The sequence below is a fragment of the Pseudoalteromonas sp. RWi3 genome (assembly GCF_054960735.1).
In genome coordinates this window covers 223,191-236,364 of record NZ_JBHNYL010000002.1, presented here as the reverse complement: position 1 = coordinate 236,364, position 13,174 = coordinate 223,191, and the positions used below count along the sequence as shown (strand labels likewise).

Sequence of the window (13,174 nt, the reverse complement as noted above, 5' to 3'; positions counted from 1 at the left end):
GGCTCTATTTTGAGTGTAGTTCAGCTTTAATTCAGATGATTACTCTAAGCTATGACTAAGTGAATCAGGTAGGAGTAAAGCGTGAAATTTTATATCATTAAAAAAGAACAAAGTGTTGCTGCCATTCCCGCTCAAGAATCTTTATTGAATGAATACAAAAAGAAAGGCTTCAAGTTTGTTGAAGTTATTGCCGCAAGGGATGAAAATGACGCATTAAATCGCCATCCAGAAAGTGAAAATAACTATAAAAAGTGGCGTGTTTTATGCGCAGTTATACTGCTTTTTACGATAATTTTAAGTATTTACACTTTTATCGGTGAATAATTAATTTTTTAGTTGATCTTTACCCTCTTTTGTATTTAAAATCGCCCACTTTTTTGATTTGAGTGAACTATAAAACGCTTTAGTTTACTCAAATGCATTCAGAAACAAAGCAGCAAACACGGTGGCCATATGGATTTTTATATCCTAAAAAAACAACAAGAACTTATTGCAATCCCTGCAGACGAACAAAGTTGTAAGCAATACCTTGATTCTGGTTATTTTTATATTGATAAAGTAGCTGCTTGTAATGAAACCAATGCCATTAAGGCACTCCAAGCAAAGCAAACTAAAGCGATTAAAATCCCTTTAGCAATGGCTTTATTAGCACTGCCTATGATTATTTTTGCATGGTACAGTTTAAGCACTTAAAGATTTAAACTCGCCTCTTGCATCTTCATTTAGCTTGGGTATATTGGCGCTCTTAACCTACTATTAAGAGCGTGACATGAAAGTCTTACATACCTCTGATTGGCACCTTGGCCAACAATTCTATGAACACTCAAGATTCAATGAACATCAGCAGTTTTTTACTTGGCTAATTGACACGCTCGCCAATGAACACATTGATTTACTACTTGTAGCGGGTGATATTTATCACACAGCAACCCCTGCTGCGAGCGCTGAAAATCAGCTTTACCAATTTGTAAAAGATGCCAAACAACGATGCCCTGCATTACACATTGTTTTAATTGCAGGAAATCATGATTCTGCAAATCGCATTTTAGCAGCAAAGCCGTTGCTCGCCCAATTTGATACACACGTAGTAGGGCGGTTTGATATACAAAACCCAGCTGATGTTGTAATAAAAATAAACACACCCACTATAGCTGCTCATATTGTAGCAATGCCCTTTTTGCGGGCTAGTGATGTTAGCACGCTAAGTGGCACAAATGATGGTAATAGTTACGTTCAAGGCGTTGCACAGGCTTATAAGCTTAGCGCTGAGCTTGCATTGATTGATAAACCAGATACCACACCTCTTATTGTAATGGGCCACTTGCATGCCAAAGGTGGCGATATTTCAAGTGACTCTGAACGCAACTTAGTAATAGGTGGTGAAGAAGCCATAACAGCAAAGGTATTTAGCGAGCAGGCTGATTACGTGGCACTTGGTCATTTACACAAAGCACAAAAGGTAGCTAAATCAAGCACCATTCGTTATTGCGGCACACCTATGCCGATGTCATTTTCAGAACGAAACTATACCCATCAAGTGAACCTTGTAGAATTTAATAACGATGACAAGCAGCAAATAGTAACCACTGTAAACCCCCTTTACATTCCTCGCTCTGCTGATGTATTGATATTACCCGAAGGGGAGTGTGTACCATTAGCCGCATTATGCGAGCAAATTAATGCATTGAAAACAGATGAAAATGCCGTCGCACCATATTTAAGAGTTAAATTAAAATCCAGTGATACAGATACAACGTTCAGGGAACAAATTGAGCAAGCGTTAGATGGTAAAAACATTCGTTTTTGTGGAATCGAACGTGTACGTGAAAACAATCAAACTCAATCAGATAACACTGTATTTGAAGACTTAAACCAGGTTGAAATGCTTAATCCTATTAATTTACTTGAGCAAGCCTTTGCCAACGATAAAGACATGGCAGGGCAAGATGTGCCAAAGGAAATAAAAGCGTTATTAAATTCCGTAATAAATGAACTGGCGGAGCAAGAGCAATTATGAAAATAACCGCGGTACGGATCCATAACTTAGCCTCGATTGTTGACGCCGAAATTGACTTCACCAAGACACCATTAAAAGAAGCAGGTCTGTTTGCGATAACCGGAGATACAGGCGCAGGAAAGAGCACATTTTTAGATGCTATTTGTTTAGCGCTTTATACTAAAACAGCGCGTTTAAGAGGGGATAAAGGTAACCTTATTGACTTTAATGGCGACAGTATAAAACTAAATGATCCACGCAATCTATTACGTAAAGGAAAATGGCAAGGCTATGCTGAGGTTGAGTTTGTTGGCCAAGATAAACAGCTATACCGTGCGCGCTATTCAATTCAGAGAACACATAAAAAAGTAACAGGTAAACTAAAAACAGCAGAACATACCCTATACACCTTACCTGACGAAACACTTATTGCAGACAAAAGCACAACAATAAAAGAAGTAGAACACAAAATAGGACTAAACTTTGAGCAGTTCTCACGCGCCGTGCTATTAGCGCAACATGAGTTTGCCGCTTTTTTAAAAGCCACCGGTGATGAGCGAGCCCAATTGTTAGAGTGCTTAACCGGCACCGATAAGTTTAGCTTAATTGGTAAGCGTATTTTTGAGCGTCATAAAGAACAAAAAGATAAGCTTGAGTTATTAAAAGCCAGTCTTGTCAGTTATACCTTGCTCAGTGACGAAGAGCTGGCGGCAAAAACTACGCAATTGGCAGAGCTAGATCAGCAAATAAAGCAAAACAAAAAAGGCCTTACTTTAACAGAGCAAGGCGTTAGCTGGTTTAAACAGGCTAATACTTTAGCGCAAAACGTTCAGCAAGCAATTCAACAGCAACAGCAGGCCAGTGAGGCTGTTAGCGCTATTGCTCAACTGAGCGAACAAGCAAAACAAGCCCAAAGCGCGTTAGAGATCAAAGACAACCGCAACCGAGTTGCAAGTATCAACAGCCAAAATGATGACTTAACAAATAAAATCCGTGATTTGAACAATACAGATCACAAAGCGATTATAGCTGACCTAGATCAGGCACGACAAAAACATAGCGATGCTTTACAAAGCGCTAAGCAAAAAAAGCAAGAGGCTGAACCTATTATTGCTAAAGCCCGCGAGCTTGATAATCAATTAGCAATGTTTAGCCAAAGTAAAACAAGTACCAGCCAACAAATTGCCAAACAACAAAGTCAATTAAACGATACACAGCAGCAGCTAAAACAAAGTCAAACCAGTTATAACGACGCTGAGAAGCTTAAAAAAGAACTGCAGAGCTGGTTAACACAGCAAAACCAGCTACAAGCTCTAGCCAGTGACTGGGCTTACCACCAACACAATTTTAAGCAGTTTATAAGCATTACCGAGCAAATACATACCAGCACAGCGCAACAGAAAAAAATAGCTACCGAGCTGGCAAATTACACTGAGCAACTCGCACTACATACGGCCAAGGTAGCAGATAGCCAGCAGCTATTGCAAAATGAGCATACAGCATTGACTCAGCTCAATGCACAGCAAGAGCAATTTAATATGGCAGATTGTGACGCTCAAATTAAAAATATTGATTATTTAAAAGAACAACGTAGGCACTACAAACAATTTAACATTGAAATAAAACACAGTGCTCAGCAACAAACTCATATAGCTTTAAAGCTCAAAGAAAGCGAACAGAGCGAAGTGGCTCTAAAGCAGCAATTACTCAATTCGCAGCAAACATTAAAACACACTGAAGATACCCTAAATAAAGCACGACTGCGCGCAAGTGAGAATGTAGAGCATTTACGAAGTCAACTAGTACCCAACGAACCATGTCTTGTTTGTGGCGCCACCGAGCACCCTTATATTGCTGATCAAAACCCTCAGCTGAATAACTTAATAGCCGACTTTGAAAGCGATTATACAAACGCAAAAAAGCATCATGAATTGGCACAAACACAACTTCATGAACAGCAAACTCAGCACGCTGTTTTAGTCTCTGAGCATACTCAGCTGGGGCAAGTTATAAACAGTGCCAAAGCTAAACAGCAAGAAATAAAACACACTATGCAAGGCACACGCACTGAGCTTAATGACTTAACGAGTGAGCAATTAGACGCACGTTACCAACAATTAAGTGAGCAAAAAGCCCAAAGTTTTGAACTGCAAAAACAGCAGCGTAATATGCAAGAAAAGCTAAAGCAGTTGCAAAATACGCTCCATTCAGAGCAACAAACCGAACAACAAATACGCAGCAAACATGCTGATTTAACATATCAACATGGTCAACTTAATCACAAACACAGTGAGCTAAGTGAGCAATTAACTAAGCTGACAGCAAGCTTAAACACGCAATTTGCTGACACTGAGTTTTGGCAGCAACTACAAAACCAGTCTCTTGACTTAGCAGATTTAAACACACAGGTTGAGCATTACCAGCAAACCCAACAGCAGCTTGAACAAAATCAAAAGCACCTTGAGAGTGCAGAACAAAAAATACAGCATCTTACTCCGCTTATTAGTCATGCCCAAAGCACGTTAGCGGCCTTAAATGATGAATTAACTAAGCTAGAACAACAACACAATAGCGTGCAATCAGAGCGCCTTGCGCTATTTAACAATCAAGAAATAAGCGCAGATCAATACCAAGCAAACCTGAGTACGCACCTCGAACAATGCCAAGCACAGCTTACCAAAGGCCAGCAAGCTTATGATCACGCCGTTAAGCAACGTGATGAACAAACAATCACAGTGAAAAATTACCAGCAACGCCTACTTGAGAATGATCAAGAACAAGCGAGTCTAGATGAGCGTTATAACCATTGGTTTGCTGATTTTAAGCGCCAATATAGTGATGCGACTGAAGAACGGATCACATTTTTACTAACTCTAAGTAATAACGAAATCAAAGCCCAGTTAAAACAACATGAGCAATTAACCCAAGCATTAGTGGATGCAAATGCTTTACTAAAACAGCAACAAAATGCCGAAAAGCAACATCAAACTAGTGATAAACCAGCACAAACAGAGCAGGCACTATTAACGCAATTAACTGACCTCACACAAGCGCAAACAGCACTGCATAAAACGCAGCTTGAAACCAATACCGTGCTTGAGCAACACCATCAAAACGCTAAAGCACTGCACACCAAACAGAGCGAGTTGAGCTCTTTACAACAGCAAGTTGAACAGTGGAATTTGTTAAATAAAGTTCTTGGCGATGCTACGGGTAAAACTATGCGTAACTTAGCGCAAACGCAAACGCTAAAAATTCTCCTGCATTATGCTAATAGCCACCTAAAAACGCTCAACAAACGTTATGAGCTAACAGCCATCGCACAAACTCTCGACATTGCTATTATCGACCGTGATATGGCTGACGAACAACGCTCTGTTAATACCCTCTCTGGTGGTGAGTCATTTTTAGTGTCGTTGGCACTTGCATTAGGGCTTGCCTCACTTTCATCAAACAAAGTAAGTATTAACTCTTTGTTTATTGACGAAGGGTTTGGTACGTTAGACAGTGAAACCCTCAGTATTGCAATGGATGCACTTGATTCATTGCAAGCGCAAGGGCGAAAAGTAGGGGTGATATCTCATGTATCACAGCTAACCGAACGCGTTTCCACTGTGGTTCACGTAGCGAAGAAACCAGGTGGTTTTTCTACCATTTCTATCATTTAAAGGATTGAAACTGTGCCATCATTTACACAAGACGAAGCCACTGAGTATGATTCACGAATCACTCGCCTAGTACCAGGTTATGACCTGCTCCATAGCTGCACTGCAGCACAGTTAAGCGCCACACTTGACGATAATGCACATATTTTGGTAGTTGGCTCAGGTACTGGTAAAGACATTGCTCAACTGGCTGCTATAAACCCAACATGGCGTTTTACAGCACAAGATGTATCTGTTGATATGTTAAACATAGGACAACAGCGCTTCTCTGATTTAGGGATCAGCGAACGAGTCAAAGTACATGTAGGCAGTATAGATGAATTGAACGATCCCGCTGATGCCGCTGTTTGCTTACTCGTTATGCATTTTTTAGCTGATAACGGCGACAAAAAGGACATGTTCAAGGCCATCGCTAAACAGCTAAAGTCACACGCTAATTTATACATAGCCGATTTAATGCGCCCTGAAACCACCTTTGAGCGCGATGCTCAATTTACGCTGTGCCAACAGCTAGGTTTAACCGAGGTTGGAGTAGAACGCATGAAACATAATTTTGAGCATGAGTTTTACCCGTTAGATCGTATTCGCTTAGCCGACCTGCTCGACGAAACTCGCTTCAATATAGGTAAACTCTACTTTAAAGCCCTAGGCTTTAGCGGTTACGTAACACAAAAGCGCTAACTAATTAGCATATATACCTAAGCATTTGCTGAGCCTAAGTAAATGCTTTTTATTTTCTACCCCCCCCCCCAATTATTACTTTACCTGAACTCTGGTTAATAGATGTACTAATGTATTGATATTAAATCACAAATATATTTATTATCCAGAGTTCAGGTTACTTTAACTCTGCCATGTGTTTTACGTTACCTATATCAGATGTAAATAGCGCCACTTTAATGTATTGTAAACAACGCTTATTGAAGTAATAAAAATTATAACAAGAGGGATCGACGATGAGAAAGCTCAAACGTTTTGCTTTAAGCTTATTAGCATTTAGCTTACCTAGCTTTGCAGTAACACTTGAAGATGTAAATCAGGCTCACAAAGCAATTCAAACGCAACTTTACAGTGCAGATCCTCTCAACACATTAGACATAAATGAATTACAAAAACACATAGACACATTAGAGACCGCCACACGTGAAATGGAGTTCGACGCAGCTAATTTCGCTATTATTTTAAATGCCCAATTGAGTGCAGCTGAACTCATTAATAAAAAGTATCATTTTAATGGCGAACCTATTGATGTATCGCAAGTTCAAGACTTCTTAGATGATTTAGACACGCTAAGTGAAGTTACAGACATCAAATTAAATAACCTTCAATATAACGCTGGCCATATCGCTGCCCACCAACTGCAAAACAAAGGACTAGCCTACCGCTACTGGTCTGAGTGTGGAATAAACGGCCATGCAGGATGCATGAACATACTGGCAACTAGCTATGAATCAGGTGAATTTGTCGTCGAAAAAGATTTAGACAAAGCAGTTACCTGGCATAAACGCGTAGTAGGCACAGGCACTCGTTGGAATTGTGCAGGAGTTTACTCATCGCTACGACTGGCTATTTTAAGCAGTAGTGGTGTAGAAACCCATAAGCCAACCGAGCACTGGTTAAAGCAGGTTACTTTGCTCCGTGAGCAGCGAATAGAGGAAACAGACAATGTCGATGTATGTAGCCCTGATATGGAGTACATTGCACACTACACAATGAATGGTTTTGATAAAAAATGGCTCAATGAGCTAGCATCCATAAATATGAATGAAGACAATATAACGCGAAGTGGCAGGGCGAGCTGGATAGCTAACTTTGCCAAAGCACAAAGCCTAAACGTACTCATACCAACCTTAGATCTAATGTACGACGATGCACGCCGCTGCTCAGCAATTGAAGAGTTTGCTCTTAAAAATAAAGGCAACAAGGCAGAGCTAGATGTAATTAACAGCTATATCTCAAAGCTTGATCCAGAGCACTGTGCCCAGTACCAAGCAACTGTTATTCGTTTACGTAATTTAGCTGCACAATAACCACTTACTTAAATTCAGGAGGTTTAGCGTGCTGTAAACCCCCATTACAGTTTTAGGGGCGAGTCTGAAAACTCTCTGCGCTGAGCTTCAACCCAAGCTCAGCTGCTTTATTGTAGGCATTTTTTAACGACTGCTCATGACGTTCGTCATTAAATTCCTGATACTGAGAAGTGATTTCGAAAATCGTATTGGCCCCTAAATATTTACTTAGTGTACGTAAATGCGGCACTAAATGACTCATATGCTCGCGAATCCCCCCAACCTCAAACCCAAACTCTCCCGTAGAAGTCACGATAATGAGTGTTTTCCCCTCAAGCAAAGGTTGCAATGGAAAATCTCCGCGCGCTAGGTCAAAATCAAAGGTTTTATTAATACGTATAACTTGATCAAACCATGCCTTTAACTGCGCGGGCATACCGTAATTATACATAGGTGAGGAGATGACAATAATCTCAGCAGCCATTATTTCTGCAATTAATTGATCGGATAGAGCCAATAACTGCTTCTGTTCGTCAGACTTTTTATCGTTTGGCGTAAACACAGCACCTATCCAGTCTTGGGTAATAAAAGGGGGTGGATTTACACCTACATCACGATAAATATACTCATCTATAGTTTGGTGTTTTGCAAAGCTATCGGTAAAACACTTAGCAATATTTTTAGAGATTGAATCATGGCTTGGGTTTTCGTTTTTAGCGGCTCTTACGCTTGCATCAATATGTAGTAGGGTAGTCATACTGTTTATCCTCGTAATGAATATGGTGTAATCATCTAACTAACAGCAACGATTCACAAACAAGTTAACTTCAGCTATAAACAAGTTATACTCATCTATAATTTATTTTATCATTTGCCAACATTCCTTATGAAAGTCTCACTACAAGCGCTTAAAGCCTTTGAATCAGCGGCACGTTTAGGCAGCTTTAAAGCCGCAGCTGATGAACTATCAATCACATCAACCGCTATTTCGCATCATATAAATAACCTTGAAAACCGTTTAAACGTGGATTTATTTTACCGCCAAGTCAGAAGGGTCGCCCTCACACCTACCGGTGAATATTTAAGTACCGCCACAAGCGACGGCTTTAACCGTATAGACCAAGCCTTAGCAACTGTGCAAGACACAGGCAGAGCCGTTAAAATAAGCACCACCTCGTCACTGGCCGCCTTGCGCTTAATACCCGCATTGCAGGAGTTATCTATAAACCAGCCTAATCTTGAGGTAGATATATCAACCAGTGAAGCCGTTGATAAACAATTACACACCTTACCGATCCGCTTTGGTCAGCAGCACAATATAAACGCAGATGACATTATTAAAACCGAGCAATTTAACGTATTCGGCTCATACAAAACCGCCGATACCCCATGGCAAAACGGCCCTGTTACGCTCTATACCACTAAATGGAAAAACAACGCTTTGAGTGAGCCACCAATTAAACAATGGCTTACTCAAAACAACTTAGATCCAGCTTTATTTAATATTAAAACCTTTGACCAAGAGTTATTTGGCATTCAAGAAGCCATGGCAGGCTCAGGACTTGTATTTTGTTCAACTACACTAGTGAAACAGCTATTAAACACTGAGCTACTTAAACATTTTGGTACACAGCATGTAACATCCGACTTTTGTTACTACGTACCTAAAAAACAACAATTTCAAACGCGCGATACCCGCTTAGTGTTAGAATGGGTAGAAGGGTTGCTAAGGTAGCGATTGTATATAACAACGTATTTTTGAGGTATCCAAAGCCATGTTTCAAACCAAAAGCGCAGCTTTATTTTCTCTGTTGGTCTTCACCAGCTTGTTTTATGGCTCAACAGTAAAGGCAGCGCAAAGCCTCACCCTTATCCAAGTACTGAGCGACAATACAAACGGGGTTGATGGACTAGCTAACCCCAGAAGCATCAAAATCAAGGCCGATAACACCAAGGTCTATATTTCCAGCGGCGACGATAATGCAGTGGCTGTTTTCAACGCTGACAAGCATTTTAACCTTACTTTTAATCGTCTATTTAAAAACACGCCACCTACTTTTAAAGGCTTAGAAGGCGCATCGGGATTAACTTACTTGCCAAAATATCGTCTAGTCGCTGTAACGGGGTTTTATGATGGCGCATTAACGCTATTTAATGAAACCGATAAAACCATTACCTATAGCCAGACGCTAAGTGATGGCCTAAGTTATAAAAACGTATTTACAGATAACACTATTTTAAAATCACCAGACACACTTGGCTTACTTGGAGCGTGGGAAGTCATTCACCCAGCAAACGAAAAGCAGCTTTTAGTAGCAAGCTATATGAGCAATGCCATCTCAATTTTTGATGTAAAAGCAGATCATACAGTCACATTTAAACAAAAAATAACACACGCAAAACCCTATGCCGATAGTTTGGGGAAACCTGTAAGCCTTGCGTTATCACCATCAAATAATGCGTTGTTCGTACTTGGTTATGAAAACCAATTAACTATTTTTGATAGGCAAACTGATGGAACCTTATCTGTTAAGCAAGTCATTGAACACAGTGAAAATGGTGTAATTCAGTGTCTCAATCCGCAAAAAATTGTGACTTCGTCAAATGAGCAGTTTTTATATATAGCATGCTCTGGAAGCCATTCAATTGCCGTATTACAAAAAACACCAAATGGAAAATATCGTTTTATAGATGCTATCACTAACGCTGATATTGGAAATGATAGCTTAAAAGGGGTCAGCAGTTTAGCCATATCAAACAAGGGTGACACGCTTTACGCCGCAGGTGAGTTAGGGGTTGGTTTGCATGTGTTTAACGTACAAAAAGATGGTAAGCTCGCTTTAAAAGAGACTTTATATAATGTTGGTGAGCAAAAATTAAAGGGGATATCATCACTGACACTCACACCTGATAACCGACATTTATTGGTTGCAACAGGGAAGGGAAACTCGCTTATAATTTTTAAGCGATAATTACAAAGCTCTGCAATTAGAATTTAACGGCCATTGATTAATCATAATGCATACAGTATTGGTTAGTTTGCGTTCTGATTTTATAAGGATATTTCATAAACCTCTGCATCTAATTAATGGATGGCTGCAATCGCTTTAAAGCATTGCTTACAACCTAGTTTTCCAACGCAAATCAGCTATATTGAATATATTAAGTAACCGTCTAACCGTCAGTTACAGTTTCCAATCAAATTGTATTTTCTTAGATAGGGACCAAAATGAGCAATTCTAATGCAGGTAAATGCCCAATAATGCATGGCAGCAACACACAAACATCTAAATCCAACACCGATTGGTGGCCAAACGCATTAAACTTCGACATTCTTCACCAACACGATACAAAAACGAATCCATACGACGATGATTTTAATTACGCTGAAGAATTTAAAAAACTAGACCTTGAAGCGGTAAAAACCGATTTAAAAAACCTCATGACATCGAGTCAAGATTGGTGGCCTGCTGACTGGGGTCATTATGGTGGCTTGATGATCCGCATGGCGTGGCACTCAGCAGGTTCTTACCGTTTAACGGATGGACGTGGCGGCGGTGGCACCGCGAACCAACGCTTTGCGCCTTTAAACTCATGGCCCGATAATGCCAACCTTGATAAAGCCCGTCGTTTACTTTGGCCTATTAAGAAAAAATACGGCAATAAATTATCCTGGGCTGATTTAATTATTTTGGCCGGTAACATGGCGTATGAATCAATGGGTTTAAAAACCTTTGGATTTGCCGGTGGGCGCGAGGATATTTGGCATCCAGAAAAAGATGTTTATTGGGGCGCTGAAAAAGAGTGGCTTGCACCAAGTGATGAACGTTACGACAATGTCGAAAAACCTAGCACCATGGACAACCCATTAGCAGCGGTGCAAATGGGCTTAATTTACGTCAACCCGGAAGGGGTCAATGGAGAGCCTAATCCACTTAAAACCGCAGAGCAAGTGCGTGAAACCTTTGCTCGTATGGCAATGAATGACGAAGAAACCGCAGCACTTACTGTAGGTGGCCATACGGTCGGTAAAACTCACGGCAACGGCAGTGAAGAGAACTTAGGCCCAGAGCCAGAAGCCGCCGATGTATCTGAGCAAGGTCTTGGTTGGAATAACCATAAAACACGCGGTATCGGGCGTGACACTATGACCTCAGGCATCGAAGGCGCGTGGACCACACATCCAACTAAGTGGGATAATGGCTACTGTTACTTACTGCTAAACTACGAGTGGGAGCTGACTAAAAGCCCAGCAGGTGCACACCAGTGGGAGCCTGTAAACATTAAAGAAGAGGATAAACCCGTTGATGTTGAAGACCCGTCAATTCGTTTAAATCCGATAATGACCGATGCCGATATGGCAATGAAAATGGACCCTGCGTACCGCAAAATTATCGAACGGTTTAACGATGATTTTGAGTATTTTAGTGACGTATTCGCTCGCGCTTGGTTTAAACTCACTCACCGTGACCTAGGACCTAAAGCACGTTATTTAGGTGCAGATGTACCAAGTGAAGATCTGATTTGGCAAGATCCAATCCCAAGCGTAGATTACACATTATCGGATGCTGAAATAGCAGAGCTTAAAGATAAATTACTAAACTGTGGCATTGCAGCGAACGAGTTGATCAGCACTGCATGGGATAGTGCTCGTACTTATCGCAGCTCTGATCATCGAGGTGGCGCAAACGGCGCACGTATTCGCTTAAGCCCACAAAAAGATTGGCAAGGTAACGAGCCTGAGCGCTTGGCAAAAGTATTAGCTTCGCTTGAACAAATACAATCAGGTTTAAGCAAGCCCGTTAGTTTAGCCGACTTAATTGTACTCGGTGGTACAGCCGCTGTGGAACAAGCTGCAAAAGCAGCTGGAGTCAACGTGACTGTACCATTTGCACCTGGGCGAGGCGATGCAACTGACGAGATGACCGATGCAGAGTCTTTCGATGTGCTTGAGCCAATTCACGATGGCTTTAGAAACTGGTTAAAGCAAGACTACTCTGTATCACCAGAAGAGCTACTATTAGAGCGCAGCCAGCTAATGGGCTTAACAGCACCAGAGGTAACCGTACTATTTGGTGGCATGCGCATGCTTGGCACCAACTATGGCGACACTCAACACGGTGTGTTCACCGATAATGTGGGCACTTTAACAAATGATTTCTTTGTTAATTTAACTGATATGAACAACCGTTGGGAGCCTGCAAGCAAAACAACCTTTAATATCGTTGATCGCAGCTCTGGCGATACTAAATGGACAGCAACACGTGTTGACTTAGTATTTGGTTCAAATTCTATTCTACGAGCGCTTGCGGAGTTTTACGCTCAAGACGATAACAAACAGCGCTTTGTAAAAGACTTTGTTAAAGCATGGGTAAAAGTAATGAATGCCGACCGCTTTGATATTTAAATAAAACACCGAGCTAGTTTTAAGAACTGCGCGAGAGTTAACATTCTCGCGCTTTTTTATTCCTCGCTAGCTACGCACCGTAAATCTCCACCTTATT

Annotated in this window: 10 protein-coding genes; 9 read left to right on the top strand and 1 reads right to left on the bottom strand. The window is 40.9% G+C overall.

The features are described from left to right. Positions 1 to 81: 81 nt before the first annotated feature. From ACFI4Z_RS04580 to ACFI4Z_RS04555, 6 genes are all read left to right on the top strand, one after another. Positions 82 to 324 carry a hypothetical protein gene (locus ACFI4Z_RS04580; RefSeq protein ID WP_462669526.1) on the top strand — a complete coding sequence of 81 codons (243 nt, stop codon included), beginning with the start codon at positions 82 to 84 and terminating at the stop codon, positions 322 to 324. Between the two features lie 129 nt (positions 325 to 453). After that, a complete protein-coding gene (locus ACFI4Z_RS04575) occupies positions 454 to 693 on the top strand; it encodes a hypothetical protein (RefSeq protein WP_394189484.1) in 240 nt (79 codons plus the stop codon). 76 nt (positions 694 to 769) lie between these two features. Beyond that, positions 770 to 2,017 carry an exonuclease SbcCD subunit D C-terminal domain-containing protein gene (locus ACFI4Z_RS04570; RefSeq protein ID WP_462669525.1) on the top strand — a complete coding sequence of 416 codons (1,248 nt, stop codon included), beginning with the start codon at positions 770 to 772 and terminating at the stop codon, positions 2,015 to 2,017. Further along, positions 2,014 to 5,664 carry an SbcC/MukB-like Walker B domain-containing protein gene (locus ACFI4Z_RS04565; RefSeq protein WP_462669524.1) on the top strand — a complete coding sequence of 1,217 codons (3,651 nt, stop codon included), beginning with the start codon at positions 2,014 to 2,016 and terminating at the stop codon, positions 5,662 to 5,664. The genes ACFI4Z_RS04570 and ACFI4Z_RS04565 overlap by 4 nt, the downstream gene beginning before the upstream one ends. A 12-nt stretch (positions 5,665 to 5,676) precedes the next feature. Further along, on the top strand, positions 5,677 to 6,342 hold the full coding sequence (locus ACFI4Z_RS04560) for a class I SAM-dependent methyltransferase (RefSeq protein WP_462669523.1): 666 nt from the start codon (positions 5,677 to 5,679) through the stop codon (positions 6,340 to 6,342). Positions 6,343 to 6,617: 275 nt separating this feature from the next. Next, on the top strand, positions 6,618 to 7,691 hold the full coding sequence (locus tag ACFI4Z_RS04555; protein ID WP_462669522.1) for a hypothetical protein: 1,074 nt from the start codon (positions 6,618 to 6,620) through the stop codon (positions 7,689 to 7,691). A 52-nt stretch (positions 7,692 to 7,743) separates the two neighbouring features. On the opposite strand, the gene ACFI4Z_RS04550 is transcribed toward ACFI4Z_RS04555, so the two are convergent. Next, positions 7,744 to 8,427, bottom strand: coding sequence for an FMN-dependent NADH-azoreductase (locus ACFI4Z_RS04550; protein ID WP_462669521.1), 684 nt, complete (start codon positions 8,425 to 8,427; stop codon positions 7,744 to 7,746). Between the two features lie 129 nt (positions 8,428 to 8,556). On the opposite strand from ACFI4Z_RS04550, the gene ACFI4Z_RS04545 reads away from it, so the two are divergent. From ACFI4Z_RS04545 to katG, 3 genes are all read left to right on the top strand, one after another. Then, positions 8,557 to 9,405: a LysR family transcriptional regulator gene (locus tag ACFI4Z_RS04545; RefSeq protein ID WP_462669520.1), complete on the top strand. Its 849-nt coding sequence runs from the start codon at positions 8,557 to 8,559 to the stop codon at positions 9,403 to 9,405. A gap of 40 nt (positions 9,406 to 9,445) precedes the next feature. Then, positions 9,446 to 10,642 (top strand): beta-propeller fold lactonase family protein, encoded by a 1,197-nt coding sequence (locus ACFI4Z_RS04540; RefSeq protein WP_462669519.1) that lies wholly within the window; start codon positions 9,446 to 9,448, stop codon positions 10,640 to 10,642. A 257-nt stretch (positions 10,643 to 10,899) separates the two neighbouring features. Beyond that, positions 10,900 to 13,077 carry a catalase/peroxidase HPI gene (gene katG / locus ACFI4Z_RS04535; protein ID WP_462669518.1) on the top strand — a complete coding sequence of 726 codons (2,178 nt, stop codon included), beginning with the start codon at positions 10,900 to 10,902 and terminating at the stop codon, positions 13,075 to 13,077. The last annotated feature ends 97 nt before the right edge of the window (positions 13,078 to 13,174 follow it).

What these genes read in the sequence shown, in the direction of transcription:
- ACFI4Z_RS04575 (WP_394189484.1), top strand. Translation starts at nt 454, where the DNA reads ATGGATTTTTATATCCTAAAAAAACAACAAGAACTTATTGCAATCCCT.
- ACFI4Z_RS04570 (WP_462669525.1), top strand. Translation starts at nt 770, where the DNA reads ATGAAAGTCTTACATACCTCTGATTGGCACCTTGGCCAACAATTCTAT.
- ACFI4Z_RS04565 (WP_462669524.1), top strand. Translation starts at nt 2,014, where the DNA reads ATGAAAATAACCGCGGTACGGATCCATAACTTAGCCTCGATTGTTGAC.
- ACFI4Z_RS04555 (WP_462669522.1), top strand. Translation starts at nt 6,618, where the DNA reads ATGAGAAAGCTCAAACGTTTTGCTTTAAGCTTATTAGCATTTAGCTTA.
- ACFI4Z_RS04550 (WP_462669521.1), bottom strand. Translation starts at nt 8,427, where the DNA reads ATGACTACCCTACTACATATTGATGCAAGCGTAAGAGCCGCTAAAAAC.
- ACFI4Z_RS04545 (WP_462669520.1), top strand. Translation starts at nt 8,557, where the DNA reads ATGAAAGTCTCACTACAAGCGCTTAAAGCCTTTGAATCAGCGGCACGT.
- ACFI4Z_RS04540 (WP_462669519.1), top strand. Translation starts at nt 9,446, where the DNA reads ATGTTTCAAACCAAAAGCGCAGCTTTATTTTCTCTGTTGGTCTTCACC.
- katG (WP_462669518.1), top strand. Translation starts at nt 10,900, where the DNA reads ATGAGCAATTCTAATGCAGGTAAATGCCCAATAATGCATGGCAGCAAC.